A 20,523-nucleotide genomic window follows, 5' to 3' on the forward strand; every position below is an offset into this window, starting at 1 on the left:
GGCCTATAGCTCTAGGTCCACAATGACTTCCTCAAAATGAGTTTTCCAAAGGGCCAAGGCCGACTCACTCCAGTTGTTTTCTCCCAAATAAAGGGCCTGCAATTGGCCCACTAAAGGCAGCAGAGCCTGAGGAAATTCAGTAAACTGGTTGTTTCTAAGATCTAGCCACTGAATCTGATCCAATTCGGCCAAGCTCTGGGGCAAGCTGTCTAGCTGATTATCCGATAGATCCAATTCTTCCAAATTACTCAAGGGCCGCCAGTCTTCTGGCAGTTGGGCCAGTTGGTTCTTTTCTAGGTTGAGCTGACGCAATTGAGGCAGCTTATCCCATTGTCCCGATAATTCCGTCAATTCATTTTTACTAAGGTCCAATTCCTCCAGTTCTGGCCAGTCTAAGTCGCTGAGGTTAATCTGACGAAGGAAGTTCCCCGCCAAAAGAAGCTGTCGAATCTGACTGAGCCCTTCTAAGGCCTTGGGCCATTTTTGTAATTGGTTGTCTCTAAGGTCTAACCAATTCAGGGCCGTCAGTTGCCCAAAGTTGCTAGGCAAATCCCGCAGCTGATTGGCCGATAGATCTAACCAATGTAGGGCGGGCAAGCTTAGACCTGCGCCCAAATCTACTAGATTACAGTTGCTCATGTCCAATTCCTCTAGGGCCTGAATTTCCTGCAGCAATAAGGGCAGTTCTCCCAAGGGGTTGTCTTCTAAGTTCAAGACCTTGAGTTGCTGACAACGAGCCAAGTTAAGGGGCAACCTTTCTAAGCGATTGTTCCCCAAATCAAGCTGCTCCAAAGCCGAACAATTGCCTAGTTCGGCGGCTAAGCTTTTTAAGCGATTGTAGCCCAAAAATAGGCTCTGCAAATTGTTGAGTTGGCCAATTTCTTTCGGAACTTCTTCTAGTCCCAAGCCTTCGGCCTGTAGTTCCTCCAAATTGGAGAGCTGGCCCAGTACCTTAGTCAACTGAGGCATGGGGTTGGCACTAAGGCTGAGCTGTTTTAAGGATTTGAGCTGCCCAATTTCTTCTGGCAGTTGAGTGAAGGCATTTTCCGATAAATCAAGCTGCTGTAGTTGCTGCAATTGCCCAAAACTAGCTGGCAGGGCCGATAATTGGTTGCGCTCCAATAGTAGTTTGCGCAGGGCCTTGAGTTGCCCAAAATTATTAGGCAGTGCTTGTAATTGGTTGTTCTTTAAATCCAAACGCATGAGCTCTTCCCAAGCCGCCAATTCTTCTCCCAACTCGCTCAATCCATTGTTCGATAGGTCCAACCAACGCAGTTTCCGAAGCTGAAATAGCACTTTGGGTAAGGGCGATAGACGATTGTCCGAAATGTCTAACCACTCCAATTGCCCCAAATTAGCCAGGCTGTCAGGAAGGTCTTTCAAGCGGTTGTCTTCTATATTGAGCTGTTTCATGCCCTTAGAACGCCCAATTTCTTGGGGCAGCTCTTGCAAGCCTTTTCGGCTGGCATCTAGTTTCTTAAGGCTCTTTTGGGCCAGGAGTTCGGCCAACTGAAGTTCGTATCGACTAAGCATAGATGGAACAATTAAGCGGGTTCTGTAGATGGAGATTGCTGCTCTTGGTATTTCTGTAAACGATAGTAGAAGTTCTGAAAAAACTTCTGAAATAAAGCGGGGTAACGCTTCCGTAGTTTATATTCTTGCGCCAATGGACGCATCTTCTCTTCTAAGCTAAATTCAGCTTGCTGCACTTTTTCATACTCGCTAAGCCAGTCATAGGTATGGCAGAGGTTGCGCTGACTCTTCCGCTCATAGGCGGTCTTAAAGGCCGACCAAAATTCATAAAAACTGAGCTCGGGGTTGTCGCCTTCCTCAATATTGACCTGCTCGCAAAGAAATTCCGCAGGATTGGCCAAACAATCATAAAAAAATTGCTTGCCTTGGGCCACTAACCAATACCGAAAGTCCTCAAATCCCCACTCTTCATAGCCGCCATTGATTAAATAATGCGCCGCCCAAACTTCTTCGGTGCTGCTCTGCTGCAAAAGCTGCATCAAATAAACGGCATGCCGCCGAATACTATCCGAGGTCATCGCCTCCAAAAGCTTTTCCAATAAAGCGACATACTTCTGCTGATCATCTCCCGCTGCCTGCTTGACGGCATCTATCAGGAGCCAAAAATCTCTTTCTATCATAGCTGTTGTTTTATGCTGTTGTTTTTTTGGGGCCTCCGCCTCGCTTCGCTCGTCGGCGCTACGTTTCGCAGCTCGCAGGTCTGCTCGGCCCTGCGGCCTGACGGCCTTGGTCTGCGGCTGCGCCGCACTGCTGCACATCGCTAGGCCGTTCTGCCCCTGCGGGCCAGGGCGGCTTCGCCGCCTAATCGGACCATTCGCCACTAGCCAATAAGGCCGCCTTGGCCTCTGCTAGTACTTGCAGGCAGTTGTCTATGGTCTGCAAATGGGTCCTAAAGGAAAGGACCGCCAAACGAAGGTATACTTGCCCCTCTATGGTTGTGGAAGATAAGAAAACTCGACCATCTTGCCGCACTTTTTTGACCAAAGCTAAATTAAAGCTGTTCTGCCCTCCGCTTTTGGGGCAATAACGGTATAACATAACGCTGAGCTGGGGCGGAGGACCCACTTCAAAGCCCAGTTCTTGTATTTTCTGATAAAAATATTGGGTCAATCGCCGCTTTTCTGTCAAGGCCGCAACAAAAGGTTCAAGGCCAAAAAGTTGTAAGGGCAACCACATCCGTAAGCCCCTAAAGTGTTTGGTCAGTTCTGGCGATAAATCCGCAGGCGATACTTCTTCGGTGTCTAAATAGGCATCCTGTAAATAACTGGCCTCTAAATGCTGCGACTCGAAGAGTTGTTGCCCATCCCGAACCAAGACGGCTCCCGTGCCATAAGGCAAAAATAGTCCTTTATGTGGGTCGATAGCTAAAGAATCGGCCCGCTCCAAGCCCTTAAAACTAGGGCGAAGCTCATCGACTAAGTAGAAAAAACCACCATAGGCGGCATCTACATGCATCCAGATGTTTTCAGCCGCACAGCAGTCGGCAATTTGCTCCAATGGATCTATTGCTCCGCTGTCGGTGGTCCCCGCCGAACAAATCACCATAAAGGGAAGGAGACCCTCCGCTCTATCTTTCGCAATTTGTTGGACCAAAATATCGGCCCGCATCCGAAAACGCTCATCCATCGGAATATAACGGATTTGCGCCTCTCGCAAGCCCACCATATTGATAGATTTATGCACGCAATGATGCACCTGCTTGCTGCTGTAAATAACGGCCCGCTCAAAGTCTCTAGCTTTTAGTTGGGCCGCATCCCGAGCACAACCAATAGCTATTTGGTTAGCAATAGAACCTCCCGAACAGAGGTTTCCAGCGGCTGTTTCTGGAAAATTAAGGCTTTTAGCTAACCATTTTAGCAGCTGGTTTTCCATGCGCACCGCCCCCGGCGAGCCATAGAACACCCCCGCATAACGATTGAAAACCGCAGCCAGAAAGTCGCCTAGGGCCGAAGGATAGAGCCCTCCCCCAGGAATATAGCCTAGGTGTCCGCCCGAAGCTGGATTTAGTCCCGGCTTATCTAGGGCTTGCCCCATAAGGGCCAAGAGTTCATTTAACGAGCGGGCTGGACCAATCTCTGCATCAAGCAGCTCTCGGCCCTTTTTTTCGCTTTCTACATAGGCTGGAATCTCCTCGATTTGCCCCAAGAAATCTTCTGCATAGTCTTGTACGGCGGTCCAGTATTTCTGCCGCTCTTGGGCGTCGGGTTCTAGCTGCCGAGCTTTTTGCTCTAGCGCTTTAATTTCTGCTAAAAGGTCCATGAATCATTTTTTTAACCAAAGGTTGTCGCCTAGTTTTTTCCAAAAGGAAGTCGGAGTTGGATCATTGGACCTCCTGTTTTTGCCCAATCTTGGCTAAAGTAGTGAATTAGGCCCGCTAGCAAACTCCCCCAAGCACAACCGCTTAATATATCTTGCAAAAAATGCTGGCCCAAATATACTCTAGAAAAGGCTACCCCTAAGGCAATTAGGGCAAAAAATACCTGCAAACTAGGCCGAGGGCTCCAAAGGGCCAATAAGCCAAACAAGCAGGCCGAAACCATGCTGTGGCCAGAGGGAAAGCTCGATACCCAACTCGTTTTTTGTGGTAGATGTTCTATGGCGGCTAAAACTTCTCCTCTAAAATGGAGAAAATAGGGTTGTGGGCGAGGAAACTGAAAAAAGAGTTTAAGTCCCTGACTCAGGACCAAACTTAGGCCCGTCCCGAATACAAAAAGTAGGCTGTAGCGCAGACGAATAAACAGCAGGGCGCCAAAACAAAAGAGTAGGGCAAAGCCTTCAGTGGCTTGTGTGAACAGCCTAAAAAAGAGGTTGAGTTTTGGCCCTCTAAAGTCTAAAAAGAAGTGAACGCCATCTCCTTTATCAAAGAGTAGAGCGGGAATCCAGCCCAATAAAATGGGCCAAAGCATCAAATGGAAATAGAGCTGATGCTTTTGCCAAAAGGTCCAAAATCCTTGCATCTTAGGCCTTTTTCTTTTGTGGTAAAATACTTTTAATCTTGCTCCAAATGCTAGAGAAGCTAATCAGTTGAGCATCTTTTAGGGCTGCTCTAGAAAGCAGAATGGCCATGGGAAGTAAAACTAAAATAGGGAGCCAAGAGCCTGCCCAACAGGGCCAAACGAGTTTTTTGGCCAAGCGTTCTCCGGTAAGGTGGAGGACAAAAAAGGTCATGAAAAAGACAAAGGCCACAAAAATGGGCCAACCAAAGCCTCCTTTTTTGATAATGGCCCCCATTGGAGCACCTACAAAGAGAAAGAGTACACAGGCTAGGGCAAAAATGATTTTTTTATGCAGTTCATTTTCATGCTCGGCTACATCTTCTTCATAGTGGGGGAGGCCCCGATTAACATTTTGGGCCTGTGTTTTAATGTTTCGGGCAAAACTTTGGGCTCTTTGGTAAAGGGCGTGTCGGTCCATTTTGGGAATTTGCTCCACAATGCTCTTCCAGTTTTTGGAGCTCGCCAAGGGCTGCGCTTGGGCCAAATCAGTAAAGGGGATATATTGTTTATCGGGTCGTTTGCCTAGGCTATCCACTGTTGAGCCGCCCATTTTTCGGAAGTAAAAGAAGTTATCGGTATTGCGTTGTAATTCTTGTAGGCGTCGGGCTCTTTTACTCAAAATAGAGTCAATTCCATTGAGGAGTTGTTTACTATTGAGCAGAGAATAATGATTTTTAAAAAGGTCCTTATCGGTTTCAGAAAAATCAAATTCGGAGAGGTCAAAAACAGAGCGATAGCTTTTAAAATTCATCCGCATAAAGGGGTAGAAGCTGGTCTTTTTATCGAGGCCCTGTTGCATTTCTTCAAAGCGTTTGCCGTCTTCTAGTTCTAGCAGAAGGTAGCGTTTATCTTTAGAGAGGCTAAGTTGGCCAAAGTGGGCGTTGGTTTGGCTGCTATTGCCTCTTTGCTCGCTATGATCGTAGATGCGCATATTTTCGAGCTGGTTGCCATTTTTTCCGCCAATATAAATCGTCATATTCCGAAAATCATTATTGAATTGGCCCACTTGCAGATCGAGGGCGGGCCGTTGTTTTCGGATATCGTAGAGCCGAGTTTTAAATTGCAGGGCGGTAACGGGAATAATCACATTGGAGAAAAAGTAGGAGGCGCCTCCGAGCAGCAGCACAAAGAAAAAGAGAGGTCTAAGGATTCTCATAAGAGAAATTCCTGCGGATTTCATGCTGGCCAGCTCATAGTGTTCAGAGAGGTTGCCCATGGTCATGACCGAGGCAATGACCACCCCAAAGACCAGGGCTTGCGGGACCATAGCCAGGGCTTGATAGAAGAGTAGTTCGAGAATAATGTGCACCTCTAGGCCCTTACCGACAATATCATCTACATACTTCCAGAGGAACTGCATATTGAAGATAAAGACCGCCACCAAAAACCAGATGATTAGAGGGGGGAGAAAGCTAATGACTAAGAGTTTATCGAGTTTTTTCACAGTAGCAAAGTTAAACGGCAGACGAAAACTAATCCTCTTTTTGCGTTCTACAGGCCCGATAGGGCCGCAGGCCTAGCGATGTGCAGCAGTGGCCCGAAGGGCCAGACCCAGCCGCTGCAGGCGGCGCAGGGCCGAGCGAATAGCGAGCTGCGAAACGTAGCGCCGAGGAGCGAAGCGAGGCGGAGGCCCCCCAAAATACAGCAGCTCATTATCTAACTAGACGAAAAAGAGGAGGGAAAGGGACAAAAAAAGCCCCTGAAAAAAGCTTCAGGGGCAAAAATAAATTATTTCTTCTTTTTATTCTTCTTTTGTTCTTCGAGCATTTGGCGTTGTTGCTCCATCATCTCTTGATAGCGAGCTTGCCAGCCAGACTTCTTTTTGGGGTTCGCTTCGCGATCTTGGCGTTGCTGTTCCATTTCGGCGGCTAGTTTATCCTTATCGAGAAGGACCGACTTTACCAAGAAGGTTTGGCCAATGTTAAAGAGGTTAGAGAAGAGCATGTAGCAAGTAAGGCCCGCCGCCCAGCTATTGAGGGCAAAGAAGAAGATGACGGGGAAGGCATACTGCATATACTTCATCATTTTGGCATTGGGATTATCTGCCATCATGTCCATTTGTTGGCGGCCATTGTAGGTGAGGTAAGCAAACATAGACACACACCAAAGGAGGGTGAACAAACTCACGTGATCGCCATAAAAGTCATAGATGATGGGGATATAGCCAAAGTCAAAAATCGAGTCGTAGCTAACGAGGTCATCGGCCCAGAGGAAGCTTTTTTGGCGGAACTCAATAGAGGCCGGGAAAAAGCGGTAGAGGGCAATCCAGATTGGCATAGTGAGGACCATCGGCAGGCAGCCGCCCAAGGGGCTAACGCCATATTGCTGATAGATTTTCATTTGCTCCATCTGCATGCCTTGGGCATCATCCTTATACTTCTCTTTGAGCTTGCTCAGTTGAGGGCGGAGGATGCTCATTTTCACGCTCGACTTGAGCATTTTGTATTGAAGTGGGAACATCAGGCCTCTGATGAGCAGCGTCAGGATGATAATAATGAGTCCGTAGCTAGGAATAAAAGAGGCGAGGAAGTTAAATAGGGGGCGGATCACATGTCGGCTAATAAAGCCGAAGATGCTCCAACCAAACGGAATAATCCGCTCCAATCCTACATCAATGCTGCTTAGGCCGTCATAGTCGTTGGGGCCAAGATAGATGCGCATGTTATAGACCAGATTATTGGCATTGGCGAGGGGGAAATTGAGGCGGGTGGTCAAGCTTTTCAAATGCGCCGAATCATCGGGCATCATGAAGGTTTGCAATTGGCCACTTTTGGGTTTGTTGCTACCGTCAATAATGAGTGAGCTATTAAAGAACTGCTGAGCATGGCTGACCCACTGCACATCTTTTTCGAGGGTCTCTTCAGCATCAGAACCGCAGGTACAGTAGCTTGGGCTGCTTTCTACCTCCTTAAAATGGATAGAAGACATACGGCGCTCATAGCTAGGATTTTTCTCAATTTTATTGAGGTTACTTTGCCAGCTAAAGGGGATGCTATTAGCCGTTTTAGGGATATAGCGATCGAGTCCCTGTAGGGCAAAATCATAATTGAGCAAATAGCCTGATTCGCCAATTTCGTAGCGTTGTTCAATAAACTCCTTGTCGTTGGTGGCATAGGCTCTAAAAACGAGTACATTCCCTTTTGCTTCTGCCTGAAAGCAGAGGTCTTGGGTTTCAATACCGCCTTTGCCTACATTGGCCAAGGGAATAAAGTAGCTAAAGCGATCTTTGGCATTATTGAGTAAGTGTAGGGCTTTTTTATCGCGGCTATCGGCTGTTTCATGGTCGTAGCCCTTAAACTCTTTTAGTTCTACATCTACAATGCGTCCCCCTTTGGTATTGAAAGTAACCTTGATTTTGTCATTTTCAAGGGTTTGCAATTCGCCTTGGCAGCTGGCTGCAGCGGCAAAAGGACCAAAAAGCTCTTTTTCCAAAGAGCTAGCCTGAGGGGCCGTTGGCAGTTGAGCAATTAAGCTATCCTTTTCCGTTTGGCTTAGGCTGCTATCGGCTAGAATTTCATCCTTTTTGCTGCTAGCTTGCGCTTTGGCGGCTTGCATAGCTTGTGCCTGTACCAATTGTAGACTGTCAGCCAGGGCGGTGCTATCATCAAGGCGTTTCTTCTCCTGTGCAGCCGCTTCTATCTCGGCCTGAGAGGGGCTGTTTACCCAAACATAACCCATCCAAAGTAGAAAGAGCAGCGCAAAACCAATGACTGTACTCCTAGAATTTCCCATTATTTTAATTGTAAGTTATTCAATTGTAGGCCAATAGGACCTATACGTTCTTTCAGACTATAAATCGGCTGCAAAGATAGGGAATTCTATACGTAATTCAGGAGGCTGCTTCCTTTTTAGGAGAATCTTATTCGGTCAATTGGGCTTTTTTAGCTACAGATTACTGCCCAAAGGGGACGTTTTTCTCTAGCATATAGTTGCGCTCATAGTAACGAATTAAGGCTATACCCACTTCTTCGCTATAATCTCCATAGCCCAAATACTGCTGTCTAAGCTCAAACTGAATAATTCGAGCTAGGCCTTCCTCTTTTTCATCGGTCGCCATAGCCCCCCGCCAATATCGATAGAGAATGTAGCCGTTTTTATGTCGCTGAACACTAAAATCATCGGAGGTAATATTAAAGTAGAGTAGGGGACCAATATCATAGCCACCATTATTGCTAATAGAAATTAGTTCGTTCAAGCATTTCTCCCGAATCGATTTTGGCAGCTGGCTTTTTCCTTTGGCCGGAAAACGAACCGAACTAGCCCGCTCAAAACGCTCTTTTTTGGCCGCTGCATGCCGAGCCGCCACTTCATCATGGTAGGCTTTTACTTTTTTGTCTCTCTTTTCCAGAATCTCTTTAACAATAGCCTCGGCTCGACCATCAGCATAAAATTGCCGAGCCGCCGCCTTGTCCTTGCCCAATACCGCCAGCACATTTAACACCTGGCTATAATCCTGCTCATCTTCCTTAAAACTGAATAAAATATATTGCCCATCGGCCAGTTGCAACATCCGACGCTCCACTTTTTCATCATATAAGCTGTAGGCTTCTTGCCCATTTTTATACACGCTGGTTTTTGGACATTCTACAGCTAAAAGCAGGCTACCTTCTGGAATAATATCCTTGGCCTGACTATACTTTTCTACATATTCATCGCCTTTTATCGACCCAATTTCGGTCAAATGAAAGATCGGAAAACCTTCTAGGGGCAGGACAAAACGATTGCCGCTAGCCACAGCCGCTGCTAACTTTAATTTGCTTCCATCTGCCATATGTACCCCCAAATCCAGCCCTTCTATAAAGTAGGCCGCGCTATCTGTCCGCAAAGGATATATTCTAGCATATAAATCCGAGCGCTCTTCCTTGCTCATCAATCGAGCTTCTGCTACAGTGGGCGCATCGGGAATAACAGCCGCCTTTTCGCCCCGCTTTACCCGATTGAGCAATTGGGCCTCTGCAGCTTGCATAAATAGTAAACTGATCAATAGGCTAAACAAAAAAATCTTATTCATCTTGAGTTATTTTGATTGTAGGTAAATTTATTAGTTTGGGGCTGCCCCGGCCTTCGGCCGGGTCGGGCTGTGCGGGGGCTCGCTGTTCGCTCGGCCCATCGCTTTTTTTCGCTTTGCTCAAAAAAGCTCGGTCTGGCCTTCGGCCACCCCCTACCATCCCTCAGCCAAGGCGCTTCGCACCTTCTACCTCCAAAAAGAACTAATTCGCCGAGCCAATTTGGCTCAAAGCATCAATTAGCTCAGGTTTTAGAGACTCTTCTTCTTGATACACCATAATGGGTTGCCGCTCTATACAGCAAAGTAGTTCGCCCTCTCTCAAGGCTAGGCGGCAGTTTAGGGGCGTCAAGCCATTTAATGGATAAAGCTGAATGTCCAAAACATCGGGCGCTTGCTGCGCCACCAAAGCATAGGCAAAGCGAATGTAATGGCCCTGCTCATTTCTCCAGATACCAGCCTTTGGACCAAAATAGATGTGTTGCTTTTTCAAACGTTCAAGCTGCTCTTCTGTGGGATGTCCCTCTTCTTGGGGCTCCTCCTTCAATCGGCTAAATTGCCAAGCTTTTCGGGGAACGCCCGCAAAGTCATCTAAAGACAAAAGTGCTTTTATCTCCTCTGCTCTTTCAGCCATAATCTTTTGGGCTTTCTCTTTTAAGTAGCTGCCAAAGTAGTAGGCAATCTGCTCTGCCGCCCGCTCTTCTTCATGCTCCTGCGCCTGATACAAATAATAAAAAGCGGCATCCCAGTTTTCTCGCTTTTGCTCCAAAATGCCCAAGCCATAACTGGCTAAACTGCCCTGCCCTTCTTGCTCTAGCATGCCAAATAGCTGCGCTTCGGCTTCGGCCATTTTGCCCTGCTGTAAGAGGTAAAGGGCCTCTTCTAACAAGCAGTTGTTAAAAATCCAAGGGTTGTCTAGCTGCTTGAGCTTTGCCAAATGGCTAGGGAAACGAGCATGATTATCGGCTCGCTCGGCTTGCAATAACTGCAGCTCATAAATCAGGGCCCCCTCAAAACGCAGCAAAAGTTGCTGCATGACCTCAATGGCCTTGGCAGGCAGTCCCGTAGTCATATAAAGTCGATAAGCAGCTTCCAGAAAAGTATCGCTTAGCTTGTCTTTTCCAAGCAAGTCTATCGCCCGCTGACTATGCTGTAGGGCAGAGACATATCGCTTTTCCTGAATCAATAAACAAGCAGCACTCTGATAGTAGCGCCCATCTTCCGGAAAAGCCAAGCAGAGCGCTTTCCATTGTTCTAGGGCCTGATCAAATTGAGACAAAGCCTCATAACTCTCTGCGAGTAGGCGCAGGACTTCCGCATCTACTTCTTCTCGAAGCGGGAGTTTTTCTAAAAAGAAAATCACTCGTTGATATTCCTCTAAAGCAAAGTGAGCCTGAGCCGTGGATCGTATAGCCTCATAGCTCAGTTCTATTTCTAGGGCCAAATAAAAGAAGTGTAGGGACTTTTGAGCCTCTTCCTTAATCTGCAAAAAGTATTGTCCCGCTCCCAATAGAGCCGCAACATACTGAGGATCTTTTTCCAAAATTTGCTGGTAAATCAAGAGGGCCGCATCAAAGTCTGATTGCTGCCATTTGAGCGCAGCCAACTGAAAAAGCTGCTCCAAAGGCTCTAGCTCCAACTGATATAGCTTAATCCGACAGTCTTCCAACATCTGATAAGGCGGATATTTGCGATTTTGCCCCAGCTCAATAAGATACTGATAACCAAAGGGCTCATTGGGGAAGTCGTTAAGGGCCTGCTGGGCCAGCTCTTCCGCCAAAGATAACTGAGGCGGTTGGCTCATCATGGCTTGGGCCAAGGCCAATTCTAATTCTACTTTTGTCATGGGTAGGGTTTAAATATTGATAAGAAAGAAGGAAGTAGCCTGGCCACAGACATTAGTCCGCTAATCAATAACCCAAATAGGAGATTGAAAACTAATGCTAAGGGGCCAAGCCCTAACTCTTGATTAAATTTTATGCTTAGCTAAAAGAAGGGAGCGCGTTCCACGCACTTACAATGAGATCCCCATAGGCCTTAATTTTCTTTTTGGCAAAATTAAGCATGCTATGTCCGGCATATGTAGATGCTTGCTTAAGGGCATTGGCCGCTGTGCTGAGTGCGACTTTTAAATCAGGGTGCATCTTAAGCTGATAGCCCCCTTCAGGGCTGCTACAGCTGAACTTCAGTTTTTTGATGTCAAAACTAGCCTGATAAACAGGGGTACGAGCAACCAGTAGATTCAAACTGCTGCTAGTATATTCATAAACCTGCCACTTGTCGGCAATGGAAAAGGCCAAGGTCGCATTGGTCGATAAGACCAAACCCGCCTGTACGCGCCCAACCATTTGGCTCACTTCTATGATCGTTAAACCCGCAATGATTTTGCCCGCTAGATTTAAATGGCCAGAGAGTGTAGCTTTTGCCAGACTGTATTTGGTAAGTGGTATTTGGGCCACATTCAGATTGAGGTTAAGACTGAGCTCAGATTCAGCCTGGCCCGAAAGTGTTATGTTTAATGGACTGTTTTTGGCCATGGCAGCCTTCAGCTTGGCCGAAAAGCATCCCGTAACGCTGATGTTTCCCGTAACAAGCCCCATGTAGCTAATAGGAGGCGTGCCCACTTCTCCCAGATTTTGCTTGTAGGCTAAATCTGCTGTTTTTGTCGCAAGGTATTCATTGACCACCTCCTTGAGTTTGGCTTCTATCGCCGAGTCTGGCCGCGCTATGTCCTTAAATAGCTCTTCCGGATTTACCAGTTTGTCAATGTCAACTCTCTCGGCCTTGGCCGCTTCAATCGATTGATCGAGTAGGCTGCCAATCTGAGCTTGCATTTCCTTAATGCTTCCCTTGATTTCCTTGATCTCTTTCTTGATGCCCTGAATATCTTCGGCCGTTTGCCGCTGTTGTGCCGCAATGTCTTCTTGCTTTTGCAAAATTGCATCTTGCTTGGCCTTCATTTGTTGCTGGTTCTGCTGCAGATGGTTCACCTTTTGGTTCACCTTAGCTACCGCCTCTAAAGCCAGATCTTGCTTGTTCGAAATAGCCGAGTATAAAGCCGTGGCTACCACCTGATCATTGGGCAAAAATTGCTGCCAGTTTTCAAAAAGCTCCACTTTCTTGGGGATGTCCTCCAAATGAGTAATGCTGCTTAGGTCCAATTGGCTAATGCTGTTGCTCCAAACGCTTATCCATTGAGCATTAAAAATCCCCAGATCCTTATGCCCACTCAATACAATGTCCTCAATAGGGATAGCCATGATTTGCTGCCGAATAGCATCAAAACGCTTATCTACCTTGTTTGCAATAAAGGTTTTGAATAAATTTGCGCTGAAATCAGCCCCATCCAATAGCAAGACCGTATCTGCACTACTTCCCAAGGCTAGTTGTAAAGTACTTTTCCAATGATTTAATTTTGTACTTAAGCCGGAGTCAAAACCAGACTGCGCAGCAGTATAATAAGGCGAGCTCTTATCTATGGCCTGCTCAAAAATAGCTGCTAATTGCAGGCTGCCCAATCGGTCACTAAAAAAGGTAGTTTGTTGAATATCTTGCAGTTCCTCTGGACTCGCCATTTGATACACCAACTCATCGGTAGAAGAAGAGAGAATCGCAGCAATGAAGTCCTCCAAAATTAAAGGCGATTGCTGATTAGCGGCCTGAAGTAGGCTGCCCAAGTCCTCTGCAAAATTGTTTGCTATAGGGTGCCCCCCCAAGGAGGTCACCGCAGCACATAGCTTAGTAATGATCTTTGGCCCATCTACAGGCACTTTGGCATATTGAGAAGACTGCAAATTTGTGAGCTCTCCCCACCAGTCTCGAACTACTTTACCCAAGTCTGCATGCAGTTCCGTAACCGTCATAGCATTATTATCCTTAAGCAAAGCTTTAAGGCTAGCAAATAAGGCTTGGGCATTTAAGCCGCAGCTAGGCGCTACCTTATAACGACTCTTGTTGTCTAGAAAATGAGTTAAGACCGGAATATCCAATTTGCGAACCGCTCTCAAGCTTGTCGTATTCTTAAGGTTCGAAAAATCTAGATCCGAATAAGCCGCTTCTACCGCCTGCTTTATCGATGAGCTAAGATCTGCCAAATTAACCGGCCCCGATAAACGATCAACGGTCTGCTGAATGGCCTCCCGCGCAGGCTGAAATGCCCTGTCTACATCAGCGGGAAGATGTGCCGCTAGCTTGCTTTTTCCCTCTTCCCAAGATCTGGCGGGCAAAAAATCTTCCGAGCCGAAATCCGTTCCCGCTTCCTTAAAACTCAAAACTAAACCCTCAATCGCAGAGACATACTCCCGAAAACGAGCCAAGGCTTTGCCGTTAAACAATCCTCCTTTGTCCTTTTTCTCTACTTGGCTATAGACTAGCTCCTGCTCCAATTCCTTGATTTGCTCCTTTAAGCCAGGATACATAAGCGCTAAAAATGGATATTCCTTAAAATGATCCAGCAGCTGCTTTAGCTTGGCAATAAGCCGCTTTCTTTCTTTTGGATTCATAATTGGCTGATGACTTTAATGCAGTTTAGCCTGTCTTAAGCTAAAATGCGTAGTTTTATAACTGTTATTTATACAATTATAAGGATAAGTTTTCAAGGCCGCAAAGAAAATCCAACATTTAGGTACATTTTTTTTAAAAATACTTCCTATAGAACTGTTTTGGGGCTGCCCCTCCCTTTGGTCGGGTCGGGCCATTGCGCAGCTCGCAGGTCTGCTCGGCCCTTCGGCGCTTTCAGCGCCTCGGTCTGCCGCCTTCGGCGGCCCTGCTACAGCCCCTCAGCCGCCTCGCTGCGCTCCTTTGCGGCGGCTTCGCCGCCTGCCCAACGCAAAAAGGCCCAAACTAGACTAAGTAGTTTGGGCCTTCTCTTTTTACATCCTGCTATCGCTTAATCCATCAACTGAATTTTGCGATAAACCTGACGATCGCCAATTTGCAATTGTAGGTTATAGATGCCTGCTGGATAAGCAGAAAGGTCTAGGCTTTGCGTTTGTGCGCCAGTTGTTTGGCCCAAAGGCAAGAACAAGAGCTCGCGACCCAATAGATCTACCAAACGAAGGCTGCTGCTCGCCTGCTCTTGGCCAGGCAGCTCAAAGGCTACATTAAGCAACCCTTGGCTAGGGTTGGGGTAAACTTTGAAACTCGCCAAAATGTCCTCTACTTCTTTCACAGAAGTACAATTTTGGACTACTACATATTCTGTTGTCGTAATAGTGTCATAAGTGACCAAAGTATCACGAGTTAAATTAACAGTAAGCGTAAGGGCACCATCTGTTAGGCTAAAGATAGTTGCTGTGGTATCCGCTCCAAAATCAACTACACCACAATCTTGAGTAGAAGGGATGCTAGGGAATACTGAATCATCCTCATCTACATCAATGGTGTAGCGAGTTCCAGAAATTAAGGGAATATCTTGCGCAAAGCTAAAAGCCAAAGGCAATTGACTAGTGGGAACATTGGTCGCTCCACCTCCTGTAATGGTATCAATACCCGATTGGCTGCCTTGTACCGTTAGGAAGATTTCAGGATCGCCAATTCGATCTTGACAACTAGCGGCCGTAATCGTGATTCCGCTAAGGTAGGTAAAGTACTCTGTTGTGCTAATAATAGCCTCTTGAGTAATGGCATAAGTGCCACTATCGGCATAAGTAACTGCCGCAGGGTTTTCATCTGTGCTGCTTTGGCCATTGCCAAAGTCCCAGCTATAAGTAGCCGCCTGATTAAAGTTAGGGTCTACCTGAATACTATTAGTAAAATTGACCTCTAGAGGCGCACAACCCGAATTAGGAGTAAGGGTAAAGCCTGCAGAAGTGTCGGGAGATACCACAAAAGTAAGGGGAATGTCTGCGGGCTGAGGAGGCAAGATACCCGTTTCGGCCAAAACAGAAATGACCACAATAAAGGTATCGGCTTGTAGGGGCGTGCCACAAAGCGTAACACAACCATCACGAGTATCGGGGCTATCCTCATCATAAACGGCCGGAAGTGGGCGGTCAAACAAGAAATTCATGCCCAAAGGAAGGCCAGAAACCCCCACAATCTGAAAACCAGAGAGGTTGATTCCAGAAGGAATCGTAGAATCTAGGGCCACTAATGGCGTAGTGGTATAAGGCAAGCGGAAGCTAATTTCCTCCTGATAAGCGCTATTTTGCATAGCATTGGGAATGCTGTCTAAATAGACCGTATCGGCAGGCATTTGCGGAAGATTAACGGTACAGTTGGGGCATTGGGCCCAGCTGTATTGGCTACAAAGCAGTAGCAAAAGTGCGAAAAAAGAAAATTGACGCATAATTATAATAGTTTAATTGATTAGCTAAAATGTATGGGCCAGGGGCTAATCGGCCTAGCGATGCGGAAGGGTGGCCGCAGGCCAGACCGAGTTTTTTGAGCGCAGCGAAAAAAACGAAGGGCCGAGCGAACAGCGAGCCCTGTAGCGTAGCGCCGCAAGGCGAAGCCGCAGCGGAGGCCCCAAAAAAAAAGACTATTAAAGAAGCCAATAATTAGCATTCTCAAATAGTCTTTTATGGTTTATCCTAGAGATAGCGGCAAATTAGCGCAAGATAACTTTCTGTGTGCTAGAAGCGCTACCATTGTTGATCTCGATGAGGTAGATACCCGCAGTAAACTGAGCAGTAGGCAATTGGAATTGCTGTTGGCCCATTTGCTTGCCTAGGTTTTGGCTGTGTAGACGTTGGCCCAAGCTGTTATAGATGTTGATCTGTAGATCCTGCTCCTCCTGAAGATCGAGGAACAATTGTACATCGCCAGCGGCAGGGTTGGGGAATACGCTAAAGGCATTGAGGCCATCAATATGCGTAGTGGCTACAGTAGTAGATGTGCGGTAGTAGTGAACTTGAGAAGGGTTCAGGCCATAGCAGATGAGTACGTTGTCGGTAAGGTCGCCACATTCAACATCATTTACCGTAGTAGCATAGCTGTTCACAAGGTTCATATAAGAAATCAAAGCAGGAGCAGAAAGCTGAGCATCGGTAAAGGCGTCAAAAACAGTCAATACATCACTAAGAGTATTGATATCATTCACAGAAGTAATGCCTAAATTACTAAGCGTATCACAAAAGCCCATAGTAGCATTACTAACATTGAAAATATCACAACAAGGGCTGACGAAGGGGGGGGCAGATTGTCCATTTAGAATACTATCTAGGAGTGTTTGTACTTGTCCCATATCATATCCAATAGCAATCATACCAAAGGTATCGCCAGGAGCAACCGTTACGCCATAGCGGCTAAGGGTTGCGGGATCTAAGATTCCATCAGCATCAGTGCCAATGATCACATCTCCACCACCATTAGTGGTGTCGCAGGCCGTACGAGCGCTATCTAGAGCACAAGTTCCCTTCTTCACGATCAAGTACTCTACATTGGCAAAACCAACGCCCTGTATACTCATAGGAGGAGCAGGTGTCCAAACTGTACCGCCCACATCATAGCTATTTATGCCAGTTTGTACTTCGGGAGCCGTTCTGTTATTACAAGTAGTTGTGGCTTGAGCAAAAAGTTGTTGGCCAACAAAAAGTGATAGGGCCAAGAAAAGAGTGAGTTGTAGTCCTTTCATTAGATGAAATTTAAAGGTTCATAATTTTAGTGTCAGAATGCTTGCTAGGCTTACAAAGTTAAAGATTATCGGCAAACAAAATCTTTTTCCTTAGTTTTTTTAAGCCTAGAACTAGAGTAAGCTAAGGAAAATGAGGCTAAATGGCCCGTTTTGGCAGAAGTTCCCCCCTTTTTTACCCATTTAATTTTAGAAGCAAAGGCTTTTAGCTTGCTCCCCCTACTTTTGTTTGGCCAGTCTATGTCTATCCAAAATAAATAAGAAGAGAAGCGCCAAATGGAAGAAAATTATACATCTACCTAGAAATTAGTTTATTTGCCTTAAATTTGTCGGCGTTTTACTCAATGAGTCCAACGCAGAACATCCAAAATATACTTTAAAACTTGATGAAATGAAAAACTTTAACGTATTGGGCCTTTGCCTGCTACTCAGTTTGCTGACTAGCTGGGCCTATGGGCAAAAAGCCACGGTAAAGGGTGTCGTGACCGACGCTAACTCTAAAGAACCCCTTCCCGCTACCCTCCGTATCCTCGATACTGAGGGCAAGTTAGTGACTGGCGCCGGAGCCGATGTGCTTTCTGGAGAATATATGATCTCTGTAGATGCCGGAACCTATAAAATGACGGTCTCTTATATCGGCCTAGCCGATCAATCTTTTGATCTGGAATTAGCCGCAGGAGAAACCAAAGAGGTCAATGTGGAAATGAAAGAGGAGGATAACCTCATGAAAACAGTGACCGTAACAGGCTCTAAGGCCGGAACCCAATTGGCCAAGAATACCGTCTCTATTGATGTGGTAAAACCCACTCTAGTCGATAATACCAATGCCACTAAGGTAGATGAGGTGGTCGATAAGGTGCCTGGTGTAACTGTTGTAGACGGCCAAGCCAATATCCGCGGGGGCTCTGGCTATTCTTATGGAGCCGGTAGCCGAGTGCTTATCCTCGTAGATGACCTCCCCTTCATGTCTGCCGATGCCGGCTTTGCCAACTGGAGAGATATCCCCGTAGAAAATATTGAGCAAATCGAGGTCCTCAAAGGAGCCGCCTCTGCTCTCTATGGCTCTTCTGCCCTAAACGGAATTATTAATATCCGCACAGCTTATGCCAAAGCTAAACCCGTTACGAAGTTCTCGCTTTTCCAAACTTCTTTTGTTCAACCTAGCAGCAGAAAAATACCTTCTGTATATAATCCAGACACAATGGTGGAAGTCTCTGGCCAGGCTTGGTGGGCCCAAGACTCTATCTCCGCCAACCTTACCGATGATGGGGGAGCTTCTTATTATGATACTACTTTTACCCCCCAATGGCTAGCGGGCCCCCGTGGCTATCGCAAACCCATCGAGTTTGGCGCCTCTTTGGCCCACCGCCGAAAAATTGGTAAACTCGACCTTACCCTAGGTGCCAACGGTTTCTATAAAGATTCTTACCTAGCCGGAGAATACGAACGCAAACTCAGAGCCAACGCCAATGTCCGCTACCGCTTTACCGATAGCCTCAATGTTGGCGCAAATATCAATGTGAATTTCGGAAACTCTTCTTCTTTCTTCCTCTGGAATAACTCGAATTATTATCTCCTAGCCAGAGAAAGACGATATATAGATAATGCCTCTTTCGTTACTTACCCAGGTTCTGTGACCGAATCAGTAACCTCTCGGATCAATGTCGATCCCTACCTCACTTATTTTGATCGCAAAGGAAATCGCCACCGCCTACAAACTCGTATCTATTATATCAATAATGAGAATGGCAATAACCAAAGTAATAGCTCTACGCTCTACTATGGCGAGTACCAGTTCCAAAGAGAGTTCAAACAACTACAAGGCCTCAAAATGGTGGCCGGCCTAGTCGGTCAGTATTCTGCCGCCCAATCTCAACTCTATGGAAATGCCGAATACGATATCTCTAATTATGCCGCCTATGTCCAACTCGATAAGGGCTTCCTTACCGATGAATTTGGCGATAGTAAACTCAATTTCTCTTTCGGCGCCCGTATCGAACGTAATGCCATTACAAGCCCCGACTCTATCCTAGTTTCTGTCTCTCAACCCAAAATTGAGAACCCCGAACCTAGTTCTGTGGAAGCTAAACCCGTTTTCCGCGCTGGGGTAAATTACGAACTGACGCCCTTTACTTTCCTTCGCGCCTCTTGGGGACAAGGTTACCGCTATCCCACTATCGCCGAACGATATATCACTACTTTCGTAGGCGATCCCGCTGGCCTAGGCCTAGAAATCCGAGCCAACCCAGAACTAGAATCTGAAACTGGCTGGTCTGCTGAACTCGGTATCAAACAAGGCTTCATGATCACTTCTAACTGGAAGGGATTTGTTGATGTCTCTTTCTTCTGGACCCAATACCAGAATATGATGGAGTTCTCTTTCGGTGGTGGAGATACTGCCGCTATTAACAGAATTACTCTAGGAGGCGCAAATGATGGGTCTACTCCTGTCTTCTTCCAATCAGCCAATATCGGAAATACAAATATCCGTGGTGCTGAGTTTAGCGTAATGGGTACCGGAAAAATCGCTGGCGTAGATATGAACCTCCTCGCTGGCTATACGTTCCTCGATCCCCGCTTCCAAGATTTTGACGAGCGCCAACAACTCCTCAGCTCTAACGATACCACCAATATCCTCAAGTACCGCGCCCGCCATACGGTTAAGTTTGATGCCGAAGCCTTTTTCCTCAAAGAAAATAACCTCTCGGTCGGACTCTCTGTAAATGCTAGCAGTAGTATGCTCGCTATCGACCGCGTTTTCCAAGATCTCGTTTTCTCAGATAATGATTATGAACGCTATGGCCCAGCTGATGTCTTCGGTATCGGCCGCTACCGCCAACACGTTAATAGTGGCGAATATGTAAACCTCAGCGCCCGTATTGGCTACCGCCACGCTTTCAAAAATGCTGAAGGCGAAGAAAAATGGGGCGCTAAGATCTCTGTCGTAGGCAAAAACTTGCTCAATCAAGAGTATACTCTACGCCCCGCTCTAGTAGCTGCTCCTGCCAACTTTACTCTACGCCTAGATTTCGATTTCTAGTCTCCTGATACATATATTGTATAGCCTCTATTCTGCCTAAGAATAGGGGCTTTTTTTTGGGGCCTCCCGCCTTCGGCGGGCGCTACGCTTTGGGGCTCGCAGGTCTGCTCGGCCCTTCGCCAGCAAGCTGGCTCGGTCTGGCCTGACGGCCACCCCGCCGCATCGCTAGGCCGTTTGGCCTTCGGCCATAGCTGCAGGTTGAAACCCGCAGCCAATTTCGGAACCACTAAGCTAGATTTTGGCCACCCCTTGGCCTGCAGCTTAAAAGCCGCAGGTCCTGAAAAACGAATACCTTCGCCTTTCTTCAATGAAGCAGGGGCTTTTAAGCCGCCATGACTAAAGACAAAACAGCCCATCAAAACCTTTATGCCCTATT

General features: G+C 46.7%; 12 protein-coding genes. 1 reads left to right on the plus strand and 11 read right to left on the minus strand.

The features are described from left to right. Positions 1-3: 3 nt before the first annotated feature. The 11 genes from SGRA_RS10785 to SGRA_RS10845 all read right to left on the minus strand — a co-directional run bounded on the left by SGRA_RS10785 (position 4) and on the right by SGRA_RS10845 (position 17,110). Positions 4-1,533 carry a leucine-rich repeat domain-containing protein gene (locus SGRA_RS10785; protein WP_015692712.1) on the minus strand — a complete coding sequence of 510 codons (1,530 nt, stop codon included), beginning with the start codon at positions 1,531-1,533 and terminating at the stop codon, positions 4-6. Positions 1,534-1,544: 11 nt separating this feature from the next. Continuing rightward, on the minus strand, positions 1,545-2,153 hold the full coding sequence (locus tag SGRA_RS10790) for a DUF4240 domain-containing protein (protein ID WP_041329907.1): 609 nt from the start codon (positions 2,151-2,153) through the stop codon (positions 1,545-1,547). A gap of 181 nt (positions 2,154-2,334) precedes the next feature. Further along, positions 2,335-3,792 (minus strand): pyridoxal phosphate-dependent decarboxylase family protein, encoded by a 1,458-nt coding sequence (locus SGRA_RS10795; protein WP_015692714.1) that lies wholly within the window; start codon positions 3,790-3,792, stop codon positions 2,335-2,337. Positions 3,793-3,821: 29 nt separating this feature from the next. Continuing rightward, positions 3,822-4,490, minus strand: coding sequence for a phosphatase PAP2 family protein (locus SGRA_RS10800; protein WP_015692715.1), 669 nt, complete (start codon positions 4,488-4,490; stop codon positions 3,822-3,824). 1 nt (position 4,491) lies between these two features. Further along, positions 4,492-5,973 carry an LptF/LptG family permease gene (locus SGRA_RS10805; protein ID WP_015692716.1) on the minus strand — a complete coding sequence of 494 codons (1,482 nt, stop codon included), beginning with the start codon at positions 5,971-5,973 and terminating at the stop codon, positions 4,492-4,494. 284 nt (positions 5,974-6,257) lie between these two features. Further along, positions 6,258-8,261, minus strand: coding sequence for a membrane protein insertase YidC (gene yidC / locus SGRA_RS10810; protein WP_015692717.1), 2,004 nt, complete (start codon positions 8,259-8,261; stop codon positions 6,258-6,260). 160 nt (positions 8,262-8,421) lie between these two features. Next, positions 8,422-9,540 (minus strand): hypothetical protein, encoded by a 1,119-nt coding sequence (locus SGRA_RS10815; protein ID WP_015692718.1) that lies wholly within the window; start codon positions 9,538-9,540, stop codon positions 8,422-8,424. Between the two features lie 199 nt (positions 9,541-9,739). Then, complete coding sequence (locus SGRA_RS10820; RefSeq protein ID WP_015692720.1) at positions 9,740-11,380, minus strand: tetratricopeptide repeat protein; 1,641 nt, start codon at positions 11,378-11,380, stop codon at positions 9,740-9,742. A 136-nt stretch (positions 11,381-11,516) separates the two neighbouring features. Then, positions 11,517-14,036: a hypothetical protein gene (locus SGRA_RS10825; protein WP_015692721.1), complete on the minus strand. Its 2,520-nt coding sequence runs from the start codon at positions 14,034-14,036 to the stop codon at positions 11,517-11,519. A gap of 386 nt (positions 14,037-14,422) precedes the next feature. Continuing rightward, entirely contained in the window at positions 14,423-15,823 is a 1,401-nt protein-coding gene (locus tag SGRA_RS10835) for a T9SS type A sorting domain-containing protein (RefSeq protein WP_015692723.1), read from the minus strand. Between the two features lie 261 nt (positions 15,824-16,084). Further along, positions 16,085-17,110, minus strand: a complete 1,026-nt coding sequence (locus SGRA_RS10845; protein WP_015692725.1) for a T9SS type A sorting domain-containing protein — start codon at positions 17,108-17,110, stop codon at positions 16,085-16,087. Between the two features lie 388 nt (positions 17,111-17,498). Here SGRA_RS10845 and SGRA_RS10850 point away from each other — a divergent pair, with 388 nt between their 5' ends. Beyond that, positions 17,499-20,147 carry a TonB-dependent receptor gene (locus SGRA_RS10850; RefSeq protein ID WP_015692727.1) on the plus strand — a complete coding sequence of 883 codons (2,649 nt, stop codon included), beginning with the start codon at positions 17,499-17,501 and terminating at the stop codon, positions 20,145-20,147. Positions 20,148-20,523 lie beyond the last annotated feature (376 nt).

Source organism: Saprospira grandis str. Lewin (genome assembly GCF_000250635.1).
GTDB lineage: Bacteria > Bacteroidota > Bacteroidia > Chitinophagales > Saprospiraceae > Saprospira > Saprospira grandis.

Coding starts and splice junctions, on each gene's coding strand:
- SGRA_RS10785 (WP_015692712.1), bottom strand. CDS start 1,533: ATGCTTAGTCGATACGAACTTCAGTTGGCCGAACTCCTGGCCCAAAAG.
- SGRA_RS10790 (WP_041329907.1), bottom strand. CDS start 2,153: ATGATAGAAAGAGATTTTTGGCTCCTGATAGATGCCGTCAAGCAGGCA.
- SGRA_RS10795 (WP_015692714.1), bottom strand. CDS start 3,792: ATGGACCTTTTAGCAGAAATTAAAGCGCTAGAGCAAAAAGCTCGGCAG.
- SGRA_RS10800 (WP_015692715.1), bottom strand. CDS start 4,490: ATGCAAGGATTTTGGACCTTTTGGCAAAAGCATCAGCTCTATTTCCAT.
- yidC (WP_015692717.1), bottom strand. CDS start 8,261: ATGGGAAATTCTAGGAGTACAGTCATTGGTTTTGCGCTGCTCTTTCTA.
- SGRA_RS10815 (WP_015692718.1), bottom strand. CDS start 9,540: ATGAATAAGATTTTTTTGTTTAGCCTATTGATCAGTTTACTATTTATG.
- SGRA_RS10820 (WP_015692720.1), bottom strand. CDS start 11,380: ATGACAAAAGTAGAATTAGAATTGGCCTTGGCCCAAGCCATGATGAGC.
- SGRA_RS10825 (WP_015692721.1), bottom strand. CDS start 14,036: ATGAATCCAAAAGAAAGAAAGCGGCTTATTGCCAAGCTAAAGCAGCTG.
- SGRA_RS10835 (WP_015692723.1), bottom strand. CDS start 15,823: ATGCGTCAATTTTCTTTTTTCGCACTTTTGCTACTGCTTTGTAGCCAA.
- SGRA_RS10845 (WP_015692725.1), bottom strand. CDS start 17,110: ATGAAAGGACTACAACTCACTCTTTTCTTGGCCCTATCACTTTTTGTT.
- SGRA_RS10850 (WP_015692727.1), top strand. CDS start 17,499: ATGAAAAACTTTAACGTATTGGGCCTTTGCCTGCTACTCAGTTTGCTG.